Source organism: Streptomyces sp. SID13726 (genome assembly GCF_010548375.1).
GTDB lineage: Bacteria > Actinomycetota > Actinomycetes > Streptomycetales > Streptomycetaceae > Streptomyces.
The window spans coordinates 47215-71537 of sequence record NZ_JAAGLY010000022.1; the positions used below are offsets into that span (position 1 = coordinate 47215).

A 24323-nucleotide genomic window follows, 5' to 3' on the forward strand; every position below is an offset into this window, starting at 1 on the left:
GACAGGGTCCGGTCACGGAGGGATTTGAAGACCAGTCGTAATCAACCAGAAATCAACTTGACCGAACACGGTGGCGCAATGACAGCCGTATGTCAGGTCATGAGTCAATAGCTCTCGACCCCATTTGTCGAAACGTGACCGACGCCTTCGTGATCCCTCATCGCCGCTGCTCATGGATGAGCCGGACTGGGAACGGTCTCAGTTATAGACGCCGAACGCCTTCGAGAAGGCCGACTCGCTCTGGACGATCGAGCTGCATGTCGCGTCCGCCGAGTTCTTCGCCCCTCCGGCGCACTGCTTGTCCCGGGTGGCGGACCACATCGACAGCCAGCCGAGACCCTTCGCCTCGGCGAACGAGACCAGCTGGGCTGCGTCGTCGACCTTGAAGATCTCCGAGGCCACGTCGTTGACACCGATCATCGGCGTGACCGCGACCGTCTTCCAGGCCGCGCTGTCGGAGAGCCCGAGGACGCTCCTGACCTGTGCCTGGGTGGCGGTGGCGGCCTGCTCGGCGTACGTGCCCATGTCTCCGGCGTACGAGGGCCCGTAGTCCATCGCCATGATGTTGACGGTGTCGATCCGCACGCCGTTGGACTTCGCGTTCGCCAGGAGGTTCACCCCGTCCTGGGTGAGGCCCTCCGGCATCACCGGGAGGGTGTAGGACACATCCAGTCCGGGGTGGCCCGCCTGGAGCTTCGCTATCGCCTGCGCCCGCCGGGTGTTCGCGGCCGTGTTCGGCAGGGCGCCGCCCTCCACGTCGAAGTCGACCTTGGTGAGGCCGTACGCGTCCACGGCCTTCCCGTACGCCGCCGCCAGCGCGTCCGCCGAGGAGCAGGTCGTGGCGAGCTCGGAGCCGGAGGCACCGCCGAAGGAGACCCGGACGTCACCGCCCTTCGCCCGCAGCGCCCCGATCTGCGCGGCCACGGCGTCGCTCCCGAGATCGGTCACCCCGCCCCACTTGGGCGTGCAGCCGCCGCCGTCGGTGACGAAGGCGAGGTTGTAGTCCTTGACGCCGGTGGCCGCGGCGCTCGCGAGGAGGTCGAAGGCGGGGTAGAGGGAGGTGTCGACGTAGGGCGCGAAGCCGGCGGTGGCGGTGGTGCCCTTCGTGGGCGAGGAGGTGGGCGGGGCGGTGGGGGTGGGGGTCGACGTGGGCTTCCGCGTGGGCGTCGGTGGGGGCGTCGGCGTGGGTGTCGGTCCGGGCGTCGCGGACTGCGTCGGGCGGCCGCTCGGCTCCGGGGTCGCGGTGGCGTCGGCGGAGCACTTGGCGCCGTCGACGAGACAACCGACCGGATCGGCCGTGCCGTTGACCACGAAGCCGACGGTGACCGACTCCCCCGGCGCCAGTCCGTCGGTGTCCCACTTCGCCGAGGTCACGGTGACATGCTGTCCGCTCACCGCCGACTCGGCGTTCCACAGGGAGCCGAGCCGCGCGCCCGGGGGCAGGTCGAACTCCAGCTTCCAGCCCTTGTCCGCGGTGGTGCTGTTGTTGGTGACGACGTACTGGGCGGTGTAACCCGTCGACCAGTCACTGGTCCTGGTGTACGCGGCCCCGATCCCGGCCGCCTGTGCGGTGCCGCTCAGCAGGACCGCGCCGGTCCCCACCACGGCGGCGGCGACCACCCCGCCGATGACCTTGTTCCTGCCGTTGACTCTGCGCCGATGGATGCTCATGGCGTGGCACGCTAGCGAGCCGGAATCGGGCAAATAGCCTGATCAGGACGGGGGTTGAGGATCTTAGGGCGCGCTTAAGGATGGGATCGGGGTCGGTTAAAGGTCGAGACCAATCGGCCCGTCCGGCGCCGGCGCACCCGGTGTCCCCGGCGCTCCGGCTCCCGCCCGTCCAACTGGATCCAGATCCGCACCTCGGTGCCGCCGAGCACCGACGAGCCGATGCGTACGTCCCCGCCGGTCGACTCGGCGAGCCTGCGCACGATGTCGAGCCCGAGCCCGGTCGACCCGGCGCTCCCGGAACCCCGGCCGCGCGCCATCGCGGCCTCCGGGTCCCGGATACCGGACCCCGCGTCGGAGACGAGCACGATCACCGCGTCCTCGCCGTTGTGCACGTCGACCGCGAAGGCGGTGCCCTCCGGGGTGTGCCGGAAGACGTTGCCGAGCAGGGCGTCCAGGGCGACGGCGAGCTCGGCCCGGGCCACGGGTATCCGCACCGGCCGCTCGGTGCCGGCCACCCGCCACTTGCGGCCCTCGTCCTCCGCCAGCGCCGACCAGAACCCCATCCGCTCCCGCACCACCTCGGCCGCGTCGCACCCGGCACCGGGCCCGGCCGCCGCGGTCTGCGGCTTGGCCTCCCGGGCGGTACGGATGATGGTGTCGACCTCGCGCTCCAGCTGGGCGACCGCGGCCCGGGTCTGCTCGGCGGCCGGACCGTCCCCGAGCGAGGCCGCGTTGAGCCGCAGCACGGTCAGCGGGGTGCGCAGCCGGTGGGACAGGTCGGCGGCCAACTCTCTTTCGTTCGCCAGCAGTTGTACGACCTGGTCGGCCATGGAGTTGAACGCGACCGCCGCCAGCCGCAGTTCGGTCGGCCCCTCCTCCGGCACCCGGGCGCCGAGCTTGCCCTCCCCCAGCTCGTGGGCGCTCTCGACGAGTCGTTGCGCGGGCTGCACCATCCGGACGCCGAGCCGGTCGGCGACCGCGACCGAGCCGACGACGAGCGCGATGCCGACGCCCGCGAGGACCGCCCAGGCGGTCGCGACGCCGTTGCTCACCTCGGACTCGGGGACGTACACCTCGACGACGGCGATCTGGCCCGAGCTGAGCGCGACCGGCTGGAGCAGGGTGGAGCCGCCGGGCACCTCGGTGGTGGAGGCGCGGCCCAGCTTCCGCACGGTCGCGATGTCGGCGGCGGCGGCCCGCCGCACCCCGATGTCCAGGGCCTTCTCGGCAGCGCCTGCCGGTATGTGGACGGCCATCCCGGAGTCCGAGCCCGCCGAGGCGACGACCCGCTCCAGCTGGTCGCGGTCGGTGGTGATGGACAGCGCGGGGGCGACCGCGGCGGCCTCCCGCTCGGCGTTGGAGAACGCGCGGTCCCGGGCCATCTCCTTGATGACCAGGCCGAGCGGGATCGCGAAGGCGACCACGACCATGGTGGTGACCGCTAGGCAGACCTTGACCAGTGCCCATCTCACAGCGGCGGCTCCAGCTTGACCCCGACACCCCGCAGGGTGTGCAGATAGCGGGGCTGCGCGGCGGTCTCCCCCAACTTGCGCCGGAGCCACGACAGATGGACGTCGATCGTCTGGTCGTCGCCGTACGACTGCTGCCACACCTCGGCGAGCAGTTCCTTTCTCGGTACGACTACTCCGGGGCGGGCGGCCAGGAAGGCGAGGAGGTCGAACTCGCGGCGGGTGAGGTCGAGTCGGGTGCCGTCCAGCTCGGCCTGGCGGCGCAGCGGGTCGACGCTCAGGCCGCCGACGCGCAGCACGGTCTCCGGCGCCGCCTCGCCGCCGGCGGCCCGGGACCGCCGTAGGACCGCGGCCATGCGGGCGGAGAGGTGCTCGACGGAGAAGGGCTTGGTGAGGTAGTCGTCCGCCCCCGCGTTGAGCAGCCGGACGATCTCCGTCTCGTCGTCCCGCGCGGTCGCGATGATCACCGGGACGTCGGTGATCCCGCGCAGCATCTTCAGGGCCTCGGACCCGTCGAGATCGGGCAGACCGAGGTCCAGGATCACCACGTCGAAACGGAAATGGGCGACCTCGCGCAGCGCCTCCAGCGCCGTCCCGACACTGCGCACGGTGTGTGCCGCGTCGGTCAGGTGCCGGATGAGCGCCGAGCGGACGAACTGGTCGTCCTCGACCACGAGCACACTTGCCATGCGCCGCACCGTACGCGATTCGGGCGAGCCCGGTCGGGGCCTGTGGATAACTCAGTCCGTGTGCGGCCTGTGGGACGTGTGAGGCACTATGGCGGGCGATGCGCAGAGGACTCGTACATGTGATGGCCTGGCTGCTCGCCACGGGCGCGGCGGTCACGCTGTCGTGGTGGGGTGTCCACACGGTCATGGCGGGCACGGCCTACGACCCGCCGCGCGCCCTGCCCATCACGGCGGCCGACGCGACCACGCAGGAGTCGAAACCGCTGGCGTCGCCGAAGCCGACCCCGACGCAGCGGACGGCCCCGTCGAGGACCCCGTCACCCACGCCCAGCGCCACGACCGCTCGGCCGACCCCCTCGCAGAGCCCGTCCCCCACCGCCTCGGGCGAGGTCAAGAGCTACGACACCGACGGCGGCCGCGCGGTCTTCGACCTCGGCAAAACCTCGGCGACCCTCGTCTCCGCGACTCCGGGCACGGGCTGGTCGATGCAGGTGTGGAAGACCGAGTCGTGGATCCGGGTGGAGTTCTCCTCGGGCGCGGACCGGGTGTCGGTGTTCTGCACCTGGCACGACGGTCCGCCTCGGGTGGAGATCGGGACGTACTGACGGGCTCTAGCGGAAGACCGAGGCGGGCGGGGCCGGGGAGGCCACGGCTCGGGCGTCCGGCACGGGTGCGGCGCCGCCGGTGAAGTCGAGGAGGGGCTTGCCGTGTTCCACGCGGCCCGGGTGGGGGTCGGAGGCGGCCCGGCGGGTGAGTTCGGCGATCGGCAGCGGGGTGTCGGAGGCCACGAGGACGGCGTTTCCGAAGCGTTTGCCGCGCAGGACCGTGGGGTCGGCGACGAGGGCGAGTTCGGAGAAGCGGGCGGCGGCGGTGGCGATCTGGCCGCGGAGGTGGGCCAGCGGCGGACCGTCGGCGAGGTTCGCGGCGTAGACACCGCCCGGCTTCAGCGCCCTGCGGACCTCGTCGAGGAACTCGGTGGAGGTGAGGTGCGCGGGGGTCCTGGCGCCGCTGAACACGTCGGCGATCACGAGGTCCGCCCAGCCGTCGGGGACCTTGGCGAGCCCCTCGCGGGCGTCGACCGACCTCACGCGTATCCGGGCGTTCGGGTCCAACGGGAGCTTCTGCCGGACCAGTTGCACGAGCGCCGCGTCCCGTTCGACGACCTGCTGGGTGGAGCGGGGGCGGGTGGCGGCGAGATAGCGGGCCAGGGTGAGGGCGCCGCCGCCGAGGTGCACCGCGTGCAGGGGCTTGCCGGGGGCCGCGGTGAGGTCGATGACGTGGCCGAGGCGTCGCTGGTACTCGAAGGAGAGGTGCTGCGGGTCGTCCAGGTCCACGTGGGACTGGGGGGCGCCGTCGATGAGCAGCGTCCACGCGCGTGTGCGCTCCCGGTCGGGGATGAGCTCGGCGAGACCGCCGTCGACTGGCTCTACGACGGGCTCGGCGGACCTTCTGGACTTTCCCACTCCGCCATTATCGGGGGCGGTCGGTCACGGCGCGTCCGCGGGCGGACGGGGCTGGTCGCGCAGTCCCCGTCACTGGCAGTTGTCCGCCGCCTCGATCAGTCTCGCCGCCTCGTCCAGTGCCGCCCGTAGCACCGCGGGGTCCGTCGCCAGCTCGGCGTCGCCCGGGGGCAGCAGCCAGTCCGACCCCTCCACCGGAGGCTCCGGGGCCAGCCGTAGCCCGCGCCCGTTGGTCTCCGTACACGTGCTCCCGGGAACGTCCCACGCCGCCGCCGTGCCCGGTGGCACCAGGAACCCCAGCGTCTGGCCGCCGTCGTCGTGCAGTACCGGTCCGACCGTCTCCCCCACCCCCCGCCGCAGGATGTCGACGGCCTCCAGGCCGTGTCGCGTCGGTACCGTCACCACGTCACAGCTGATCTCCATCGCGGCCTCCACCAAGGAACCCTCGTCCGACTCCGAGAGGTTCAACGCGCGCCCGCGTCAACGGCTACGGCGGAATTCCGCCGCAAAGGATGGCAGTTCATGGCAGATCCCGGATGAGATATCCGGTTTGTAGCCAAACCCCGCGTGGCGGCCCGGACACAGCAGGTACGTTCTTGCCCGCCGGAAACAGGGCGCCACTCTGACAAACCAGTCAACTCGCCCCACCCCCGGCATGGTTCGACGGTTCGCACGAGAGGACCCGGCCATGGCGTCGTCAATGGTGACCTCGTCCCAGTCCCCCCTGCCACCGCGGCCGAACCTCGTGTTCCGGCGCCTGCGCGGCCAGCGCTCGCCGGCCGAGTTCGCCGCGGCGGTACGGCGGGCCGCGCGCGAGATCGGCGAGCGGGTCAGCTGCGACGCACGCTATGTGGGCCGCGTCGAGGCGGGCGAGATCCGCTGCCCCAACTACGCGTACGAACGGGTGTTCCTGCACATGTTCCCCGGCCGCACGCTCACCGACCTGGGCTTCGCGCCCCGCGCAACCGTACGCGGACGCCGGGCCCGTGGCGCGGCTGAGACGCCGGGGACGTGCGAGCCGTATGACACGCAGGACACGCAGGAACCAGAAGAGACGTACGACGACTACGAGGAGAGCGACGTGCTGCGTCGCGCATTCATGACCGGCGGTGGTGCCACGGTGGCCGCCGCCTCGCTGAGCCCCTTCGGGCTCGCCGTCGACGCCGTGGCCGCCGGACGGCCGGTCCACCGTGCCGGGGCGAGCGAGGCGGGCGCCCTGGAGGAGGCCGTACGCCGGATCCGGTTGCTCGACGACCGGCACGGCGCGGACGGCCTGTACCGGCGCGCGGCGGCTCCACTGCGCGCCGCCTACGCGCTCCTTGACGCCGGCGCGACCCGGCAGACGACCGCCGACCGACTGCACGCGGGCGCCGGTGAACTCGCCATCTCGGTGGGCTGGCTGGCCCACGACTCGGGGCGGTTCGACGACGCCCGCTCGCACTACGCGGAGGCGCTCGCGACGGCCCGGGTGACCGGTGACGACGCCCTGGAGGCGCACGCGTTCTGCAACACGGCCTTCCTCGCGCGGGACGCGGGCCGGCCGCGGGAGGCGGTACGCGCCGCGCAGGCCGCGCAGCGGGTCGCCAGACCGCTGGGCTCGGCCCGGCTGATGTCGCTGCTCGCGCTGCGCGAGGCGGGCGGCTGGGCGGGGCTCGCCGACCGCACGGGCTGCGAACAGGCCCTCGCCCGTGCGCAGGTCCTCTTCGAGAGAGGCCTCTCGGACGCCGACCCCGAGTGGATGAGCTTCTACGGCGAGGCCGAGCTGGAGGGTCTGGAGGCGCAGTGCTGGTCCATGCTGGGCGACTGGCCGCGCGCCGCCCGCCACGCACGCCGTGCGGCGGGGCTTCAGGACCCGCACTTCACCCGCAACATCGCGCTGTACACGGCCGAACTGACCGACGACCTCTCCCGCGGCGGCCGACCCGACGAGGGGGCGGCGGCGGGACTGCGGGTCCTGGAGCTGCTGGGCGAGGTCCAGTCGTCCCGCATCCAGACGATGCTGGCGGGGACGGCGAGGGTGCTGCTGCCGCATCGGAGGGCTTCGGGGGTGTCGGCGTTCCTGGAGCGCCACGCGGCCATGCCGCGGACGGCTTGAGGGGGTCACCCGGCTCGTCCCGGGCACTCGACCGGCTACCCCAGATGCCCGAGGTCGTTCCAGCTCTCGATCGCCGGTTCCCCGTACGCCCAGCCCAGCACGGACAACGACGTCGGATTCAGCCGTATCCGCGCGGCGAAGTCGATCGGCAGCCCCAGCCACCGCGCCCCGATGGACCGCAGAACATGCCCGTGGGCGAACACCAGCACGTCCCGGTCGGCGGACCTCGCCCACGCCACGACCTCGTCCGCGCGCGCGGTGACCTCGGCGAGGGACTCACCGCCGGGCACGCCGTCCCGCCAGATCAGCCACCCCGGTCGCACCGCCTGGATCTCGTCCGGGGTCATGCCCTCGTACGCGCCGTAGTCCCACTCCATGAGCGTGTCCCACGTGGTCGCCCGCTCCCCGAACCCGGCGAGTTCGCACGTCTCACGCGCGCGTGCCAGCGGGCTGGTGCGGATCTCCAGGCCGGGCAGACCGTCGTACGGTGCCCGGTGCAGGCGCTCGCCGAGCAGCTTGGCCCCGCGCCGGCCCTCTTCAAGAAGGGGCACGTCGGTTCTGCCGGTGTGCTTGCCGGACAGCGACCACTCGGTCTGTCCGTGCCGTGCCAGCAGGACGCGCGGTGCCATGAAGAGACCTTTCCGGGGGAAAGCGGAGGCGGGACCCCTCCATCATCCCGCACCCTGTCGGAGGGCAACCCGCCGGCCGATCTCTGCGTCTTTGAGGGCCGGGGACGCTCCGTGGGCCCGATCAGCGGGCGCTCGCACATACGCCGTAAAGTGGCATGACCGGACCAGGACCGCCGGAGCCGCGCAACACGAAGGGGGACAGGATCGGATGCCGCAGACCGAGACACCAGGCACCGAGGCAGCCCCAAGGGCGCGGCTGCGCTGGTGGACCGAGCTGCCCCTGATCCTGCTGGTGTACGCGTGCTACAGCGCGGGCCGGCTGCTCGCCCGGGGCGACGTCAACAGCGCCGTGGACCACGGCCTGGCGATCCTCAAGATCGAGAAGGCCCTGTACCTCAACGCCGAGCACCCGCTCAACCGGCTGTTCACGCGCGAGGCGTGGCTCGGCGTCCCGGCGGACTTCTGGTACGCCTCGCTGCACTACCTCGTCACGCCCGCCGTCCTGATCTGGCTGTTCCGGTCGCGTGCCGTGCAGTACCGGGCGGCCCGCACCTGGCTGATGACGTCGACCTTCATCGGTCTGATCGGCTTCACCCTGCTGCCCACCTGCCCGCCCCGCCTCCTCTCGGAGGGGCACGGCTTCGTGGACACGATGGCCCAGTACAGCTCGTACGGCTGGTGGGGCGGCGAGGCGAGCGCCCCGCGCGGCATGGGCGGCATGACGAACCAGTACGCGGCGATGCCGAGCCTGCACGTGGGCTGGGCGCTGTGGTGCGGGGTGATGCTGTGGCGGTACGGCGGGACGCGTACCACGAAGGCCGCCGCCGTCGCCTACCCGCTGATCACCACGATCGTCGTCATGGGCACCGCCAACCACTACTTCCTCGACGCGGTCGCGGGCGCGGTCGTGATGGGCGCCGGCTTCCTGCTCGCCCCGTACGTCACCCGGGCCGCTGAGCGGGCAACCGCGGGCATCCGGGCCCGGATAGCCCCCGTCACCGCTGTCGCTCGGGCCGCAGAGCCCTCAATTGTCAGTGGCGGATGCCAGACTTCCACGGGTGAGCACATTCCACGGCAGCGCGAGTCACGGTTCGCAGGCGGAGCCGAGCCGAGTGCCGCCCCCACGGACGCGGGGGACGGCGCTCCGGCAGCGGCTCGCTGAGCTGCGCGGCCCCGAGGTACCGGCCAAGGCACTGGACGCCCGCGCCCTCGCGGCCCTGGCCGCGAACCCGGGATGCAGGCGGCGCGCGCTGCTCGACGGCGCCGGGGTGAACAAGACGGCACTGGCGAGCGCGCTGGGCTCGCCGTCCGCCTTCGGACAGTCGCAGTTCGCTCTGACCCGGGGCAACGCCTTCGAGGCGAAGGTCAAGGCGGACGGCGGCGCGGAGCTGCTGCGGCTGGTGCACGAGCGGCTGGACCGGAGCGCCGAGCCGCCCACCGAGGCCGACGTTCCCGACCTGGCCGCGATCGGTCCCGAGGGCCGTACCGCGCGTACGGCCCTGGCCCTGCGGGAGGCGGCCCCGGGCACCTGGACGCTGCTCGACCACCCCATGCTGGCGCTCGACGTCGCCGGTTCCCCCGCGTTCCTGGAGCCGGACGCGGTGGTCGTGCACCCGGACGGCAGCTGGACCGTCGTGGAGATCAAGTCCTTCCCGATGCTGGACGGTTCGGCGGACCCGTCGAAGGTGGGCGCGGCCGCCCGTCAGGCCGCGGTGTACGTGCTGGCCCTGGAGGAGGTCGCGGCCCGTCTGGAGCCGGTCCCGAAGGTCCGTCACCGGGTCCTCCTGGTCTGCCCGAAGGACTTCTCCAACCTCCCCACCGCCTCGGCCGTCGACATCCGCAAGCAACGCGCGGTCACCGCCCGCCAGTTGGCCCGTCTCACCCGCATCCAGGACATCGCCGACACCCTCCCCGAGGGCACCTGCTTCGCCCCCGACCTGCCCGCCGACGAACTGACGGCCGCGGTGGAATCCGTCCCGGCGACCTACGCCCCCGAGTGCCTGTCCGCGTGCGAACTGGCCTTCCACTGCCGCACCCGCTCCCGCGAGGCGGGCGCGGTCACCTCCCTGGGCCGCTCGGTACGAGCCGAGCTGGGCGGCCTGACCACCGTCGAGGACGTCCTGGCGGCGGCCCGGGGAGAAGCCGGGGACCCCGACGACCCGGCGGTGGCGGCCCTGCGCAGGGCCGCGCGGCTGCGCACCGAGGCGCTGGAGGAGCGGGGGGCGACGGCCGCGGCGGGCACGGTCGCGGGAGGTACCGCGTGGTGACGCCGGTCCAGCCCGCGCCGGTCCCGCCCGCGTCGGCACCGGCCACGACCGCACGGCAGCGCGCCGAGACGCTGGAGAGCCGAGGGACTTCATACGCGGCAACGCCCGGCGACGGAAGGTACCGCGCGGTGCCGCCCGTCCCGCCCGCCACCGCGGCGAGACGTCTCCGCAGCCCTCGCGAACTCGCCCCGGCCCCGCGCCTCCAGGAGCCCCTGTGTCACTGATCACGACCCTCGCCCGGCTGGAGGCGGTGAGCACCGGCCGGGCGCAGCCCGCCGCCACCGTCCGCCACCGGCGTCTCTCCGACCACCCCCTCGTGCTCGTCCCGCTCACCACCGCGGGCGAGGCCGGCGCCCCGCTCGGCGCGCTGGTGGGGACCGACCGGGACGCCCCGCGGCTCCTGGTCGTGGCACAGCCGCGCGACCGGGACCTCAGGTTCGCGTTCCTGGCCGAACTGGCGGACATCGTGCTGCCGTACGTCGACGGATACGCCGAGACGGTCGAGGCGGCCGAGCGCAACGAGACCGATCCGGAGACCGGCAAGCGCGTCAAGGTCGAGGTCGAGCTGTGCGCGGACGCCCCGCAGCTGATCCTGCCGAGCCGCGCGGGCGTGGATTTCGTACGGCTGCTCGGGCGCTCCATGCGTTTCCGGCGTACGGCGGAGCAGGACCCCGAGACCCCGTATCCGGCCCCGCCCCGGGTGCCGTTGCTGGGTCGGTGGCTGACCCACTTCGGGGAGCGGGCCCGGGTGCCGGGCTCGTCGCTGCTGCTGGCGATGACGGACGTGCTGGGACGGCACTGGTCCACTGGCCAGTCCACCCTGGAGGACCAGCACCTGGGCGCGCTGCTCGCCTGGATCGACCCGCCGGAGGGCCGCTCCGGCGCCGAGGCGGCCCTGGAGGCCGAGCTCGCCCGGGACGACCGCGGCCAGCTGCTGCACCCGCCCGCCGGTCCCGCGACCGACCCGGCGTTCGACAACAAGCTGCTCGCGCCCGCCCTGGAGCGCTACGACCGCGCGCGTACCGCCTTCGCCGCCGCCGAGGACGGACTGGAGGCCGACGACCGGCTCGGCACGCTCACCGCCGCCGAACAGGAGATCCGCGCACTGGTCGCGAGCCGCACCCGCCCCACCTGGGACGCGGTGTGGCGGGGCCTGGACCTGCTGCGGGCGCTGCCCGAAGGGGCGCACACGGAGGAGCGGTGGACGCGCGACCGCTGGTCGTTCACGAGCCACCGCGACCGGGTCACCGCTGGCGAGCCCCCGCAGCCGCGCCGCGACGACGCCGTGACCGCGGCCAACAAGCTCGCCTCCCGCGAGCGCGAACAGGCCCGTCTGGAGGCGCAGGAGGCGCTCGACGACCCGCTGGTGATGGCGGGGCGGCGGCTGGCCGGGGAGGCGTTCGCGGGCGAGGTCACGGATGTCGTGATGACGTACAGCGAGGGCAAGCGGCCGAGCCCGCGCCCGCTGGTGACCGTGCGGACCGACGACCGGCCGCATCTCGGCGAGCGCGCCAAGGTGTACCGCTCGCTGGGCGGGAAGCCGCAGTCGGCGGAGTTCGTGGGGTACGAGGAGGAGGGCGCGCTGATCGTGCTCAAGGTCCTCGACAAGATGGGCCGCGGCAAGGAGCCCGAGACCGGGTCCGTGCCCGAGAAGGGCGACCGGCTCTGCTTCACGCTCTTCGAGCACGAGCAGCGCGGCGGCGCGAAGCTCCCCGACCCGGAGAACACGCCCTGGACGCACGGCGGTCCGCCCGGTGAGGCCGTGCCGGAGAACGCCGATCCCCTGACCGCGGAGGACGTGCTGTGACCACCCCGGCCCACCGGGCCTTCGACCCCGGTGCCGAGGCCACGCGGGCCACCGACGCGATCCTTCACGACACGTTGCACGGCACCCATCGCGGTGTCGTCGTGGACTCCCCGCCCGGCGCCGGGAAGTCCACGCTGGTCGTCCGGGCGGCGCTCGAACTGGCCGACGCGGGGCGCCCGTTGATGGTCGTCGCGCAGACCAACGCCCAGGTGGACGACCTGGTCCTCAGGCTCGCGGAGAAGAACCCGGACCTGCCCGTCGCCCGGCTGCACAGCAGTGACGCCGACCCGTACGACAAGGCGCTGGACGACCTGCCACAGGTCCGCAAGTCGGCCAAGGCCGGCGATCTCACCGGGCTGCCCGTCGTGATCTCCACGGCCGCCAAGTGGGGGCATGTGAAGACGGACGAGCCGTGGGCGCACGCGATCGTCGACGAGGCGTACCAGATGCGCTCGGACTCGCTGCTGGCCGTGGCCGGGCTGTTCGAGCGGGCGCTGTTCGTGGGCGACCCGGGGCAGCTGGACCCGTTCGCGATCGTGGGCAGCGAGCAGTGGGCGGGGCTGTCGTACGACCCCTCGGCCTCGGCGGTGACGACCCTGCTGGCGCACAACCCCGAGCTGCCGCAGCACCGGCTGCCGGTGTCCTGGCGGCTCCCGGCCTCCGCCGCGCCGCTCGTCTCCGGCGCCTTCTACCCGTACACGCCCTTCCGCAGCGGCACCGGCCACGACGACCGGCGGCTGAGCTTCGGCGTCCCCTCGGACGGCTCGGGCCCCGACCGGGTGATCGACGCGGCGGCGGAGTCCGGCTGGGGGCTGCTGGAGCTGCCCGCGCGGCACACTCCGCGGACGGACCCGGAGGCGGTGCGGGCGGTGGCCGCGGTGGTACGACGGCTGCTGGACCGGGGCGGGGCCGCCACCTCGGAGCGCTCACCGGACCCGGCTCCCCTGACGGCCGACCGGATCGCCGTCGGCACGGCCCACCGGGACCAGGCGGCGGCGGTCCGCGCGGCGCTGGCCGACCTGGGCGTCGTGGACGTCACCGTCGACACGGCGAACCGCCTCCAGGGCCGCGAGTACGACGTCACGGTCGTGCTGCACCCCCTCTCCGGCCGCCCCGACGCCACCGCCTTCCACCTGGAGACGGGCCGCCTCTGCGTCCTGGCCTCCCGTCACCGCCACGCCTGCATCGTGGTGTGCCGAGCGGGCGTGAGCGACCTCCTGGACGACTACCCCTCGACGGAGCCGGTCCAGCTGGGGACGCTGGTGAAGTTCCCGGACGGCTGGGAGGCGAACCACGCGGTGCTGGCGCGGCTGGCGGAGCACCGGGTGCCGTGGCGGCCGTGATGGACGTCCGCCGATCACGCGGTGCCGGCGGAGCACCGGGTGTCCTGGAGCCCTTGAGCGGGAACATCGTGGGGGGCGTCGGCCTTGGTACCGCCGGAGGCCCCCGTGCCCTCTTGCACAGGCGCGGGACAATGGACGGTGGCCTGTGCACAGGCGGGCCGTTCGGCACGACGACGTACGAGGAGGATGAAGACATGGCGGAGCCCACGCCGCGTCGGAACGAACCGCGGCTACGCCCCGCGCCCCTGCTGTTCGAGCCCACGCAGGTGGCCGACGACCCGGAGCACTTCTTCGACCTGGAGTCGATCGACGACCCGCGCGCGCTGCTGACCCGGGCCACCGAGCTGACGCACGCCTTCCGCGCCGCGACCGACCGCGCGGTGGAGTTCCAGGCGATGGCGGCGGCCCAGCTGGCCGACCCCCGGCGCTTCGACCGGCTGACCACGGCGGACATCGCCGAGCGGGCCGAGTGGACCGAGGACTACGCGAAGAAGATGGTCGAGTTCGGCCGGGATCTGCTGCGCGGCGCGGAGGGAGGGGCGGGGCACGCCGATCCCGTGTGAGCTGTCGCCGCCGTGACCCTCGTAAAAAATGCTTGGCATATGCCAGGCGGGCAAGATACTCCCCCGCACCCTTCCCTGTCCCGAATTCCCGCAACCCTCGGAGACTGGTCGCTCACGCCCGGTACATGTAGGTGACATGAGCACACGCGAAGAACCGTTCTCCGATCGCTTCGACGTCTCGGGCGTCACCGCGGACGGGGCCGCCTGGCTCGCGTCGGCAGGAACGTATCCGCGTAGCACCCTGGCGCTGTGGGAGGAGCGGCCCACGGCCCCGGTCGTGCTGCCCTGCGGGACCGCCTTCGACGTGGTCAGCACACCGGCGATCTTCGGGCGCCGGATGCTCGACCGGCTGTGGGACGAGGGGCCCGGTTCCGGCCCGGTGGCCACACTCCGGGGCCGGATGCTGCTGTTCGTGGCGCCGGGCGCGGCCCAGCGGCTGCCGTCGCTGCTGCGCTGGGAGGAGTTCGGCCGCACGGGGGCGATCCCGCCGCTGCTGTGCCACGGCACCGGCGACGCGGTCACCGTCCCGGCCCCGCTGAGCGCCGCGAAGTCCGCGCTGACGTCGCGCTGGCTGGTCGCCCCCGACACCCGTCACCCCTGGCTGCCGGGCCCTGAAGTCCTGGTCTGGGCGGCCGTCCGAGCGGCACGGACCGCCGTACGGATTTCGATTTTTCCCCCGGCCGATCAGGATGCTAAGGTCTACGACGTCAGCAGGCGCCGCTAGCTCAGTTGGTTAGAGCAGCTGACTCTTAATCAGCGGGTCCGGGGTTCGAGTCCCTGGCGGCGCACCGACATCGAAGGCCCTCCGTGGAAGCGGGGGGCTTTCGACGTTTCCGGGTGTCGCAGGGGCGGCCGGGGGTGCGCGAACCGGCCTCGCCATCGTCGTTCCTGCGCGGCTGCGCCGCGCGTTGTGGGGGCTCCGCCACCCACACCCCCTCGGCGTCGGCCACCGAGCCGTCGGTCAAGGAGTCACCCGGCCGTGATCTCCACATCCCACGCCCCCGACTCCGTCCGCCCCGTCACCGTCACGCGTACGTTCGACCCCGGGACCTTGAAGGTCTCGCCGACCGCGACCGGGGCGTCCGCCAGGGGTGGGTAGACGGAGTTTTCCCAGCAGGCCTCGGTGTGGGGGTGGGCGTCGAGGACCTGGATGGGGCCGGTGCCGGAGGCGGCGCCGCTGTGGACCCGGTAGACGAGGACGCCCTGGCGGCAGACCGCCGTGTCGTTGGCCACCGCGCCGCGCGCCTCGAAGGCGAGCGCGCTGTCGGCGCCGGTGCGCACGACCGCGAGCTTGGTACCGCGTCCGGGGCCGAAGATCCCGGCGTTGCCGGGGCCGGTCTCCAGCGGTTCCAGCGTGAGGCGCCTCGGCTCAGGTCCCCGTACGCACGCCACCTGCCGGCGTTCCAGCCAGCCCAGCTTCCACTTGTGCCAGGCGAACAGGTCCGGGGCGAGCCCGAACTGGCTGCCCATCAGGTCCCAGTCGCCGACGTAGGTGTCCCAGTCCCCCTTGCCGTCCATCGGCCGGTGGTAGAGGTCGGGCAGGTCGAAGACGTGCCCGGTCTCGTGGGCCAGCACCAGCCGGTCCGGCGGGTGCTTCTCGAAGACGGTGACGACCCGGCGGATGTCGGTGCCGTCGGCGCGCAGCGGGACGTCCAGGTTGACGACCTTCGTGGCGTCCGAGTCGACGCCGGGCGCGTCCGGGTCGGCGACGAAGTACACGACGTCGTAGCGCGAGAAGTCGACCTGCCCGTCGGCCGCGGCGAGCGCGTCGCGCAGATACGCGCCCCGGCGTTCGGCGTTCCAGTCGCGCTGTATGGCGTACGACGTGGACGGGTGCGGCATCCGGATCCAGTGCGGCAGCGGGTGCGGGCGCAGCGTGAAGCGGCCGTAGGAGGCGCGCTCGAAGAAGCGGGTGGTGGCCGGGAAGTGATCGGCGGTCAGTTCGGCGGGGCTGGTCAGCGGACGGGCGTCCGGGAAGGAGAGGAAGACCATCACGGCGTCGAGCGCGCGGGCCGGGCGCGGATACGCGGTGTTCCAGGTGTCCACGCCCTCGGAGTGGTGGGCGTCGGTGCGACCGAGAGTGCAGGGGGCCGAGGAGAAGGGCTCGGCCACCGAGGGCCCGGTGACGAGGGAGGTGGCGGCGAGGGCCGCCATCGTGGTGAACACGGCCGCGGTGCTGCGCAGTCGGGGGCGCGGAAACGAGCGCGGCAAAGGGACCTCCGGGAGCGGTTCACGGGACACCGCACCCAGCCTGTGGGGGTTTGCAGTAATATGCCCTGTTTATCTGCACCGGACGAGTGAGAGTGCGTAACCCTCCGTCGGCGCCGACACCCCCGAATCGCTCACGGAACGTCACAAGCGGTCCGGAGCCCGAAGAACCCGTCCAGCTGCGGGCAGAAACGATCTGTCAGAAGGGGTTGCCGGTCCGTCAGACTGGGCAATGGCTGGAAGGGCCCGGGGGCAGCCTCTATGATCGGCACACTTTCCTGCGCGGACAGCGATCGAGTGCACTGCGGGAGCTAGCGGTGAACGGAACGTCCGAAGGGCCGGCGCCCGCGGCAGACCTCGACGGGTCAGCCGTAACAGAGAGTGACACCACCACACCTACTCGTACCGAGTGTCCGGCACATCGTGCGGCCTTCGCGGCCGCCCCGCTCGCCATGGCCGTGGTCGACCGTGAGGGCCTGGTCCTCGACGCCAACCCCGCCTTCGGCGAGCTGCTCGGCGCGGTGACCGAGGAGTTGGCCGGGGCGGTCGCCGCGGACCTCGTGGACCTCAGCTCGGACGCGCGCACCTGGCACGCGTACCGCGAGGTGCTGCGCGGCCGCCAGGCGAAGCTGCGCTGCAAACGCCGGCTGAAGCATCCCGACGGGCACTCGCTGTGGGCGCAGATCACGGTCGCGCCGCTGGCCGACGGCGCCCCGGGTGTCCTGCTGTCGCTCGCCGACATCACCGCCCGGCGTGAACTCCAGGCGCGGCTGCGGCACTTGCAGATGCACGACCCGGTGACCCGGCTGCCCAACCGCACACTGTTCTTCGAGCGGCTGACGGCGGCCCTGGAGGCGGAGTCGTACGAACAGGGCGGCACGGGCCGGATCGGGCTGTGCTACCTCGACCTCGACGGGTTCCAGGCGGTCAACGACACCCTCGGCCACCGGGTCGGCGACCGGCTGCTCGCCGCCGTGGCCGAGCGGCTGACGCGCTGCGCCGACGAGGCGGGGCAGGGTCGGGCGACCGCTCCCCTGGTGGCGCGGCTGGGCGGCGACGAGTTCGCGCTGCTCGTCGAGGACTCCACCGGCACCGAGCAGCTCGCCGACCTCGCCGAGTCCCTGCTGAAGGCGATCCAGGCGCCCTTCGACGTCTCGGGGCACCGGATGTCGGTGTCGGCGTCGATCGGGGTCGTGGAGCGGCAGGCCGAGGGCACTTCGGCGACCGGGCTGATGCAGGCCGCGGACACCACGCTGTACTGGGCCAAGGCCGACGGCCGGGACCGCTGGACGCTCTTCGACCCCGAGCGCAACGCCCACCGCGTGACCCGGCAGGCGCTCGCCTCGACGCTGCGTCCGGCCATCGAGCGCGGCGAGTTCCAGCTGGAGTACCAGCCGCTGGTGGGCATGGAGGACGGGCGGCTGCGCGGGGTGGAGGCGCTGGTGCGCTGGAACCACCCGCAGTTCGGGATGCTGACGCCGAATCGGTTCATCGCGCTGGCCGAGGAGGACGGCTCGATCGTGCCACTGGGCCGCTGGATTCTGGCCACCGCCTGCCGCCAGGCCCGCCGGTGGCAGCTCGACCACCCCGACGAGCCGCCGATCTTCGTGAGCGTGAACGTGGCGGTGCGTCAGGTCTGGGACTCCGACCTGGTCGCGGACGTGGCGGCCACCCTTGAGGAGACCGGCCTCGCCCCGCACCTGCTCCAGCTCGAACTCACCGAGTCGGCGGTCATGGGTTCGGCGGGCCGCCCGCTCCAGGCCCTCCAGGCGCTGAGCGACATGGGCGTCGGCATCGCGATCGACGACTTCGGCACCGGCTACTCGAACCTCGCCTACCTCAGCCGGCTGCCGGTCTCCGTCCTGAAGCTGGACGGCTCCTTCGTACGGGGCTTCCAGTACGAGGGTGAGGGCGTCGCTCCCAACCCGGCCGACGAGGTCGTCGTGGAGGCGATGATCCAGCTGGCCCACCGCCTCGGCCTCACCGTCACCGCGGAGTGCGTGGAGACCTCGGCCCAGGCCAGCCGGCTGCGCCGGATCGGCTGCGACACCGGCCAGGGGTGGCTGTACTCACGGCCGGTGTCGCCGGATCGTATCTCCGGGCTGATGGGTGTGAAGGCCTAGAAAGCCTTCGGCTTCGGCAGACCGTACGCGTCCGCGATCAGCTCGTAGGAGCGCAGGCGTACGTCGCCGCTGTGGGCGTTGCCCGTGAGCATCAGCTCGTCGGCGCCGGTGCGCTTGTGGAGGTCGTCCAGGCCGGAGCGGACCTCGTCGGAGGTGCCGTGGATCACGTTGGCGTTCCAGGAGTTGGCGAACTCCTCCTCCATGGGGCTGAACTCGTACGCTTCCGCCTCCTCCGGGGTGGGGACCAGGCCGGGGCGGCCGGTGCGCAGCCGGATCATGTTGAGGGCGGCGGCGCGGACCTGGCGGCGGGCCTCCTTCTCGTCGTCGGTGGCGAGGGCGGAGACGCCGATGAGGGCGTACGGCTCGGCGAGGACCGCGGAGGGGCGGAAGGACTCGCGGTACAGGTCCAGGGCGGGGATGGTGTTCTGCGCCGAGAAGTGGTGCGCGAAGGCGAAGGGCAGTCCGAGGGAGCCGGCGAGCTGGGCGCTGAAGCCGGAGGAGCCGAGCAGCCAGACGGGCGGGCGGTGCGGGGACTGGACGCCGCCGGGCGAGGTCGCCTGGACGGGGCCGGGTACCGCGTGGATACGGCGGTAGGGGTGGCCGTCCGGGAAGTCGTCGTCCAGGAAGCGGACGAGCTCGGCGAGCTGCTCGGGGAAGTCGTCGGCGCCTTCGTGCAGGCGGTCGCTGCGGCGCAGGGCCGCTGCGGTGGCGCCGTCGGTCCCCGGGGCCCGGCCGAGGCCCAGGTCGACCCGGCCCGGGGCCATCGCCTCCAGCGTGCCGAACTGCTCCGCGATCACCAGCGGGGCGTGGTTGGGCAGCATGACTCCGCCCGAGCCGAGCCGGATGCGGCTGGTGTGGGCGGCGAGGTGAGCCAGGATCACCGCGGGCGAGGAGGAGGCCACCCCGGGCATCGAGTGGTGCTCGGCGACCCAGTAGCGGTGGAACCCGCGCTCTTCCGTGAGCCCCGCGATGGCGACGCTGGTGCGCAGGGCGTCGGTGGCCGTGCGTCCGGCGCCGACGGTGACCAGGTCCAGTACGGAGAGGGGTACGGGGGCGGCGCCCTGTGCAGTACCCCGGATCTCGTCTTCCGCCACGGTGGGCTCCTCCTGTGTGTCGCCGTGCGCTGTCGCTCCACGGGTAACAGGGGAATGTCCCCGGTTGTTCCCGGGGACGGGGTGGATCGTCCTCCACGGCAGTCTTCGGCACCGGCGACCGTCCACCGAGCGGGCTCAGACCTGGACGATCGGCTCCTTGGTGAACAGCGCGCCCAGCGAAGGCGCGTTGACCCTGCGGTCGGTCAGCCTGAGGGCCTCCCAGACCGTGACCTGGTTCGCGGTGAGGACCGGCTTGGCGAGTTCCTTCTCCAGGGCCGGGATGTGGGTGGCCGTGTGCAGGGCGGTGTCCGGGAGGAGAACCGCGTCGGCGTCCGGTGAGTCGGCCGCCCGGGCCAGCGCGAAGACCTCCTCCTCGCCCCAGGTGCCGACCTCGGCGGCGGTGATGATCCCGGCGCCGCGCACCTGGAGCACGTCCACCCCGCCCGCCCTCAGGAACTCCGCGAACAGGCCCGCCACGTCGTCCGGGTAGGTCGCCGCGACGGCCACCCGGCGGGCCCCGATCTCCTGGGCCGCGTGCACGAAGGCGAAGGAGGTCGAGGAGGCGGGCAGACCGGCCGTGCGGGCCAGGGTGCGGACCTGGTCGTGGGCGCCCTCCCAGCCGTAGACGAAACTGCCGCTGGTGCAGGCCCAGACCACGGACTCGGCGCCCGACATCCGCAGTTCCTCGACGCCCGCGGCGAGCCGGTCGGCGGCGCCCATCTCCAGGAGGGCGTCCACGCGGTGGGCGTCGGTGCCGATGTCGGTGTGGACGACGTCCAGGCGGATGTCGCTGCCCAGGAGCTGCTCGATGCGGGGATAGTCGTCCTCGGCGGAGTGGCCCGGGTAGAGGAATCCGAGTGCGGTCATGTCCAGCCTTCCTGCTGCTGTTCTTCGTCCGGCAGGCCCCGGACTTCCGGCAGTCCCGGAATCTCCGGGCGCACGGGACCGGTCCTCGCCGCCGGGTCGATCAGCGCCTGGTACGGTCCCACGGCTCGGGTACCCAGTCGGCGCAGCGCCGCCCACATCGTCACCTGGTTGGCCGAGATCACCGGGATGCGCAGTTCGGCCTCCAGCTGCGGGATGACGTCGTACGTCGGCAGGTTGGTGCAGCTGATGAACAGGGCCTCGGCGTCGGCGCGCACCGCCTTGTGGGCCATCTCGGAGACCTGGCGGTAGGGCACCTTCCAGATGTGCCGGGTCAGGCCCATGTAGGCGCGTCCGGTGACGGCGACGCCCGCCTCGGCGACGTACTCCTCCAGCGACCTGGTCACCGACACGGTGTACGGCGTCACCAGCGCGACCCGGCGGACGCCGAGTTCGTCGAGGGCGTCGAGGAGGGCGCCGGAGGTGGTGACGGAGGGGACCGCGCCGGCCCGGGTCATGGCCTCGCACATGGCGCGTTCCCCGGCGATCCCGCCGACGAAGCTGCCGGAGGTGCAGGCGTAGGCGACGACCTCGGGGGCGATGGCGTGGAGCGTGCGCACGGCTTCGTGCAGGGTCTCGTGCTCGCTGACCAGGCGGGCGAGGTCGAGGCTGACCTCGACGGGGACGTACGGGGTGCGGGTCAGATGGAGCGAGACCTCGTCGGGGACCCAGCGCCACAGTTCGCGATCCAGCGCGAAGTCGAAGGGGGCGACGACACCGACACCGCGCTGCGGGCGCGGACCACCGAGAAAAGAAACGTCCATGGCAGGGACCGGCCTCACGGTGAGAGACGGGGGGACAGCGGAACGTGCGCAACGCCCGTGTTGACGAAGGTAGGTTCGGGTGCGAGCGTGGTCAATCCGCCCATGTCACGCTCACGTCACACGGGAGTCGCCCCCGGTGTTTCCGCCCATGTCAGACGCCCGGCCGTCGCCCGGAAACCGGCGGAAAAAGGTCGGTCACCCCGCATGAACGTGTAGAAATCGCCCCAGCGGATCTCCGCGGAAACGGTGGCCCGATGCCCGTCCCCACCCTTCTCGTCCTCGACGCCGACCCGTTGCCGCGCCTCGGCAGGCTCACCGGCCGGGCCCGGATCGAGCACGCGGACGAGACCACGCTCGCCGAGCGGCTGCCGTTCGCCGACGTGCTGCTGGTCTGGGACTTCACCTCGACCGCGGTGCGGGACGCCTGGCCGGGCGAGGGCCCGAGGCCGCGCTGGGTGCACACCGCGAGCGCGGGCGTGGACCATCTGATGTGCCCCGAACTCGTCGCCTCCGACACGCGGGTGACCAACGCGCGCGGGGTCTTCGACCAGCCGATCGCCGAGTACGTCGCCGCGCTGGTCCTCACGATGGCCAAGGACCTGCCCCGCACCCTGGACCTCCAGCGCGAGGGCGTGTGGCGGCACCGCGAGTCGCAGCGGGTGGCCGGAACCCGTGCCTGCGTGGTCGGTTCGGGGCCCATCGGCCGGGCGATCGTGGCCACCCTCAAGGCGCTCGGCATCACCACCGCCCTGGTCGGCCGCCGCTCCCGCACCGGCGTCCACGGCCCCGACGACCTGGACCGGCTGATGGCCCGCGCCGACTGGGTGATCGCGGCCGCCCCGCTCACCGCGGAGACCCTGGGCATGTTCGACGCCCGCCGCTTCGGGGTGATGCAGCCCTCCGCCCGCTTCATCAACATCGGCCGGGGCCAGCTCGTCGTCGAGGACGACCTGGTGGCGGCCCTGGCCAAGCGCTGGATCACGGGCGCGGCCCTCGACGTCTTCGAGTCCGAACCCCTGCCGCCCGACAGCCCGTTGTGGCACGTCCCCGGGCTGATCGTGTCCCCGCACATGAGCGGCGACACCATCGGCTGGCGCGATCAACTCGGCACGCAGTTCGTGGAGTTGTACGACCGCTGGGAAGCGGGAAGAGCGCTGCCGAACGTGGTCGACAAGGGACGCGGGTACGTACCAGGGCACTGAACGTCGAGCGGAGGGGCACATGCGCGACATGCCGGACATGCGGGTTCTCGACCTCACCGAACTGACCGCCGTACGACTCGTGGAGGGTTACCGCAAGGGCGAGTTCAGCCCGGTGGACGCGACCCGGGCGGCCCTGGAACGGGCCGAGGAGATCCAGCCGGAGGTGAACGCCTTCGTGCGGCTGACCGGCGAGGAGGCCCTGGCGCAGGCCCGCGCCTCGGCCGACCGGTGGCGGCGCGGCGAGCCGGCGGGCGCGGTGGACGGCGTCCCGGTCACGGTGAAGGACATCCTGCTGATGCGCGGGGCCCCGGCGCTGAAGGGGTCCAGGACCATTGCGGAGAGCGGGAGTTGGGACGAGGACGCGCCCTCGGTCGCCCGGCTGCGCGAGCAGGGCGCCGTGTTCCTCGGCAAGACCACCACCCCGGAGTTCGGCTGGAAGGGCGTCACCGACTCACCGCTGTCGGGCGTCACCCGCAATCCCTACGACCCGTCGCGCACCGCGGGCGGCTCAAGCGGCGGTGCCGCGGCGGCCGTGGCGCTCGGCGCGGGGCCGCTCGCGCTCGGCACGGACGGCGGGGGCAGTGTCCGTATCCCGGCCGCGTTCTGCGGGATCTTCGCCCTGAAGCCGACGTACGGCCGCGTGCCGCTCTACCCGGCGAGCGCCTTCGGCACCCTGGCCCATGTGGGCCCGATGACCCGTGACGCGGCCGACGCGGCCCTGCTGCTGGACGTGATCGGCGTCCCGGACTCCCGGGACTGGTCGGCGCTGGGCCCGGCCCCGGGCCCGTACTCGGCGGCCCTGCCGGGCGGTGTGCGGGGCCTGCGGATCGCGTACTCGCCGTCCCTCGGCGGCCAGGTCGCCGTGCGGCCCGGGGTCGCGGCGGCGGTCCGGCGGGCCGTGGAGCGCCTGGCCGGACTCGGCGCGTACGTCACCGAGGCGGACCCCGACTTCGCCGACCCGGTGGACGCCTTCCACACCCTGTGGTTCAGCGGAGCGGCCCGGGTGACCCAGCAACTCGGGCCGCACCAGCGGGAGTTGCTCGACCCCGGGCTCCGGGAGATCTGCGGTCTCGGCGCCCGCATGAGCGCCCTCGACTACCTCGCGGCGGTGGACGTCCGCATGGAACTCGGCCGCCGGATGGGCCGCTTCCACGACTCCTACGACCTCCTGGTCACCCCGACCCTCCCGATCACGGCGTTCGAGGCGGGCGCCGAGGTGCCGAAGGGCTCAGGGCACCGCCGCTGGACGGGCTGGACGCCCTTCACCTACCCCTTCAACATGACCCAGCAGCCCGCCGCCTCCGTCCCGGTGGGAACCGACGGCGACGGACTGCCGGTGGGACTCCAGCTGGTGGCGGCCCGACACCGGGACGACCTGGTACTGCGGGCGGCGCACGCGCTGTACGAGGCGGGGGCAGCCGGCGTACGGCCGCCCGCGCCGGTGCGCGCGGGTGAGCGCTAGAGCCGGCTGAACCGCAGGCTCTCGCCGATCGCCCCCGACCGCCACAGGTCGTTGCACCCCTCCGCCAGGGCGTCCAGGCCCTCCACCACCTGCCCCCACACGATCCCCGGCACCCAGCCCACGTCGCCGTTCAGGAGGAGGTTGTTGCGTTCGTAGAACAGGGCCAGGTCGACCAGGGTCGTGCCCGGGCGGACCTCGCGGTCGTAGCCGTAGGACTTGGTGCCGAGTTCCGCGCCGGCGAAGGAGAAATAGCAGAGATCGCCGGGGATGGGGGTGACTGTCGGGTTTTCCAGGGGTGGCTCGGATTCCGCGAAAGGTGGGAAAAGAGCGTAGATCTCATTGCGTGCGTACTTTGCGTGATAGACGTCGCCCGCGAGCGGAAGGGCGTCCCATACGGTCGCGCAGGTGATCGGCGCTCGATCGTCCAGCAGCTTTGCCGTACCGGTGACACCCCGCTTGACCAGCGAGACTTCGATGTAACGGTCAGCCATGCGTTCCATGGTCCCGCGCCGGTCAAGAGGGCCTTGTCGGGAAACGGGGCTCGAATCGATCT

Annotated in this window: 22 protein-coding genes and 1 tRNA gene; 12 read left to right on the forward strand and 11 right to left on the reverse strand. The window is 72.7% G+C overall.

Features of this window, described 5'->3' with window-relative positions:
• Window positions 1–198 precede the first annotated feature (198 nt).
• The 3 genes from G3I78_RS37535 to G3I78_RS37545 all read right to left on the reverse strand — a co-directional run bounded on the left by G3I78_RS37535 (window position 199) and on the right by G3I78_RS37545 (window position 3829).
• Window positions 199–1671, reverse strand: coding sequence for a cellulose binding domain-containing protein (locus tag G3I78_RS37535; protein WP_164433185.1), 1473 nt, complete (start codon window positions 1669–1671; stop codon window positions 199–201).
• 74 nt (window positions 1672–1745) lie between these two features.
• Complete coding sequence (locus G3I78_RS37540; RefSeq protein ID WP_164433187.1) at window positions 1746–3143, reverse strand: HAMP domain-containing sensor histidine kinase; 1398 nt, start codon at window positions 3141–3143, stop codon at window positions 1746–1748.
• A complete protein-coding gene (locus G3I78_RS37545; protein ID WP_164433189.1) occupies window positions 3140–3829 on the reverse strand; it encodes a response regulator transcription factor in 690 nt (229 codons plus the stop codon). The genes G3I78_RS37540 and G3I78_RS37545 overlap by 4 nt, the downstream gene beginning before the upstream one ends.
• A 98-nt stretch (window positions 3830–3927) precedes the next feature.
• Between G3I78_RS37545 and G3I78_RS37550 the strand changes: the two genes are divergently transcribed.
• A complete protein-coding gene (locus G3I78_RS37550) occupies window positions 3928–4434 on the forward strand; it encodes a hypothetical protein (RefSeq protein WP_164433191.1) in 507 nt (168 codons plus the stop codon).
• Window positions 4435–4440: 6 nt separating this feature from the next.
• Here G3I78_RS37550 and G3I78_RS37555 read toward each other — a convergent pair whose 3' ends face one another.
• Window positions 4441–5292 (reverse strand): fused MFS/spermidine synthase, encoded by an 852-nt coding sequence (locus tag G3I78_RS37555; protein WP_164433193.1) that lies wholly within the window; start codon window positions 5290–5292, stop codon window positions 4441–4443.
• Window positions 5293–5361: 69 nt separating this feature from the next.
• On the reverse strand, window positions 5362–5712 hold the full coding sequence (locus G3I78_RS37560) for a hypothetical protein (protein ID WP_203616040.1): 351 nt from the start codon (window positions 5710–5712) through the stop codon (window positions 5362–5364).
• A gap of 265 nt (window positions 5713–5977) precedes the next feature.
• Here G3I78_RS37560 and G3I78_RS37565 point away from each other — a divergent pair, with 265 nt between their 5' ends.
• The gene (locus G3I78_RS37565) at window positions 5978–7384 is read left to right on the forward strand and encodes a tetratricopeptide repeat protein (RefSeq protein WP_164433197.1); all 1407 of its coding nucleotides are present in this window, start codon (window positions 5978–5980) and stop codon (window positions 7382–7384) included.
• Between the two features lie 35 nt (window positions 7385–7419).
• Here G3I78_RS37565 and G3I78_RS37570 read toward each other — a convergent pair whose 3' ends face one another.
• On the reverse strand, window positions 7420–8013 hold the full coding sequence (locus G3I78_RS37570) for a histidine phosphatase family protein (protein ID WP_164433199.1): 594 nt from the start codon (window positions 8011–8013) through the stop codon (window positions 7420–7422).
• A 208-nt stretch (window positions 8014–8221) separates the two neighbouring features.
• Here G3I78_RS37570 and G3I78_RS37575 point away from each other — a divergent pair, with 208 nt between their 5' ends.
• The 7 genes from G3I78_RS37575 to G3I78_RS37605 all read left to right on the forward strand — a co-directional run bounded on the left by G3I78_RS37575 (window position 8222) and on the right by G3I78_RS37605 (window position 14781).
• On the forward strand, window positions 8222–9175 hold the full coding sequence (locus G3I78_RS37575) for a phosphatase PAP2 family protein (RefSeq protein WP_164433201.1): 954 nt from the start codon (window positions 8222–8224) through the stop codon (window positions 9173–9175).
• Window positions 9126–10280: a hypothetical protein gene (locus tag G3I78_RS37580; protein WP_164433320.1), complete on the forward strand. Its 1155-nt coding sequence runs from the start codon at window positions 9126–9128 to the stop codon at window positions 10278–10280. The genes G3I78_RS37575 and G3I78_RS37580 overlap by 50 nt, the downstream gene beginning before the upstream one ends.
• Before the next feature lie 214 nt (window positions 10281–10494).
• Window positions 10495–12087, forward strand: a complete 1593-nt coding sequence (locus G3I78_RS37585) for a hypothetical protein (RefSeq protein ID WP_164433203.1) — start codon at window positions 10495–10497, stop codon at window positions 12085–12087.
• On the forward strand, window positions 12084–13430 hold the full coding sequence (locus G3I78_RS53015; RefSeq protein ID WP_164433205.1) for an AAA domain-containing protein: 1347 nt from the start codon (window positions 12084–12086) through the stop codon (window positions 13428–13430). Before G3I78_RS37585 ends, G3I78_RS53015 begins: the two co-directional genes overlap by 4 nt.
• A 194-nt stretch (window positions 13431–13624) precedes the next feature.
• Window positions 13625–13993, forward strand: coding sequence for a hypothetical protein (locus G3I78_RS37595; RefSeq protein ID WP_164433207.1), 369 nt, complete (start codon window positions 13625–13627; stop codon window positions 13991–13993).
• A 136-nt stretch (window positions 13994–14129) separates the two neighbouring features.
• Complete coding sequence (locus G3I78_RS37600) at window positions 14130–14717, forward strand: bifunctional DNA primase/polymerase (protein ID WP_164433209.1); 588 nt, start codon at window positions 14130–14132, stop codon at window positions 14715–14717.
• Window positions 14708–14781, forward strand: a tRNA-Lys gene (locus G3I78_RS37605). The genes G3I78_RS37600 and G3I78_RS37605 overlap by 10 nt, the downstream gene beginning before the upstream one ends.
• Before the next feature lie 181 nt (window positions 14782–14962).
• On the opposite strand, the gene G3I78_RS37610 is transcribed toward G3I78_RS37605, so the two are convergent.
• A complete protein-coding gene (locus tag G3I78_RS37610; RefSeq protein WP_164433211.1) occupies window positions 14963–16234 on the reverse strand; it encodes a M6 family metalloprotease domain-containing protein in 1272 nt (423 codons plus the stop codon).
• A 284-nt stretch (window positions 16235–16518) separates the two neighbouring features.
• On the opposite strand from G3I78_RS37610, the gene G3I78_RS37615 reads away from it, so the two are divergent.
• Complete coding sequence (locus tag G3I78_RS37615) at window positions 16519–18324, forward strand: EAL domain-containing protein (RefSeq protein ID WP_164433213.1); 1806 nt, start codon at window positions 16519–16521, stop codon at window positions 18322–18324.
• Here the strand turns inward: G3I78_RS37615 and G3I78_RS37620 are convergent.
• The 3 genes from G3I78_RS37620 to G3I78_RS37630 form a co-directional block, all read right to left on the reverse strand.
• Window positions 18321–19418, reverse strand: a complete 1098-nt coding sequence (locus tag G3I78_RS37620; protein WP_164433215.1) for an LLM class flavin-dependent oxidoreductase — start codon at window positions 19416–19418, stop codon at window positions 18321–18323. The genes G3I78_RS37615 and G3I78_RS37620 overlap by 4 nt on opposite strands.
• A 135-nt stretch (window positions 19419–19553) precedes the next feature.
• Window positions 19554–20285, reverse strand: coding sequence for an aspartate/glutamate racemase family protein (locus tag G3I78_RS37625; protein ID WP_164433217.1), 732 nt, complete (start codon window positions 20283–20285; stop codon window positions 19554–19556).
• Window positions 20282–21106 carry an aspartate/glutamate racemase family protein gene (locus tag G3I78_RS37630; RefSeq protein ID WP_164433219.1) on the reverse strand — a complete coding sequence of 275 codons (825 nt, stop codon included), beginning with the start codon at window positions 21104–21106 and terminating at the stop codon, window positions 20282–20284. Before G3I78_RS37630 ends, G3I78_RS37625 begins: the two co-directional genes overlap by 4 nt.
• A gap of 254 nt (window positions 21107–21360) precedes the next feature.
• Here G3I78_RS37630 and G3I78_RS37635 point away from each other — a divergent pair, with 254 nt between their 5' ends.
• The gene (locus tag G3I78_RS37635; RefSeq protein WP_164433221.1) at window positions 21361–22308 is read left to right on the forward strand and encodes a D-2-hydroxyacid dehydrogenase; all 948 of its coding nucleotides are present in this window, start codon (window positions 21361–21363) and stop codon (window positions 22306–22308) included.
• 19 nt (window positions 22309–22327) lie between these two features.
• Window positions 22328–23770 (forward strand): amidase, encoded by a 1443-nt coding sequence (locus G3I78_RS37640; RefSeq protein WP_239158303.1) that lies wholly within the window; start codon window positions 22328–22330, stop codon window positions 23768–23770.
• Here the strand turns inward: G3I78_RS37640 and G3I78_RS37645 are convergent.
• Complete coding sequence (locus G3I78_RS37645) at window positions 23767–24261, reverse strand: DUF3830 family protein (protein WP_164433223.1); 495 nt, start codon at window positions 24259–24261, stop codon at window positions 23767–23769. The genes G3I78_RS37640 and G3I78_RS37645 overlap by 4 nt on opposite strands.
• Window positions 24262–24323 lie beyond the last annotated feature (62 nt).

Coding starts and splice junctions, on each gene's coding strand:
- G3I78_RS37535 (WP_164433185.1), bottom strand. CDS start 1,671: ATGAGCATCCATCGGCGCAGAGTCAACGGCAGGAACAAGGTCATCGGC.
- G3I78_RS37545 (WP_164433189.1), bottom strand. CDS start 3,829: ATGGCAAGTGTGCTCGTGGTCGAGGACGACCAGTTCGTCCGCTCGGCG.
- G3I78_RS37550 (WP_164433191.1), top strand. CDS start 3,928: ATGCGCAGAGGACTCGTACATGTGATGGCCTGGCTGCTCGCCACGGGC.
- G3I78_RS37560 (WP_203616040.1), bottom strand. CDS start 5,712: ATGGAGATCAGCTGTGACGTGGTGACGGTACCGACGCGACACGGCCTG.
- G3I78_RS37565 (WP_164433197.1), top strand. CDS start 5,978: ATGGCGTCGTCAATGGTGACCTCGTCCCAGTCCCCCCTGCCACCGCGG.
- G3I78_RS37570 (WP_164433199.1), bottom strand. CDS start 8,013: ATGGCACCGCGCGTCCTGCTGGCACGGCACGGACAGACCGAGTGGTCG.
- G3I78_RS37575 (WP_164433201.1), top strand. CDS start 8,222: ATGCCGCAGACCGAGACACCAGGCACCGAGGCAGCCCCAAGGGCGCGG.
- G3I78_RS37595 (WP_164433207.1), top strand. CDS start 13,625: ATGGCGGAGCCCACGCCGCGTCGGAACGAACCGCGGCTACGCCCCGCG.
- G3I78_RS37600 (WP_164433209.1), top strand. CDS start 14,130: ATGAGCACACGCGAAGAACCGTTCTCCGATCGCTTCGACGTCTCGGGC.
- G3I78_RS37625 (WP_164433217.1), bottom strand. CDS start 20,285: ATGACCGCACTCGGATTCCTCTACCCGGGCCACTCCGCCGAGGACGAC.
- G3I78_RS37630 (WP_164433219.1), bottom strand. CDS start 21,106: ATGGACGTTTCTTTTCTCGGTGGTCCGCGCCCGCAGCGCGGTGTCGGT.
- G3I78_RS37635 (WP_164433221.1), top strand. CDS start 21,361: ATGCCCGTCCCCACCCTTCTCGTCCTCGACGCCGACCCGTTGCCGCGC.
- G3I78_RS37640 (WP_239158303.1), top strand. CDS start 22,328: ATGCGCGACATGCCGGACATGCGGGTTCTCGACCTCACCGAACTGACC.
- G3I78_RS37645 (WP_164433223.1), bottom strand. CDS start 24,261: ATGGCTGACCGTTACATCGAAGTCTCGCTGGTCAAGCGGGGTGTCACC.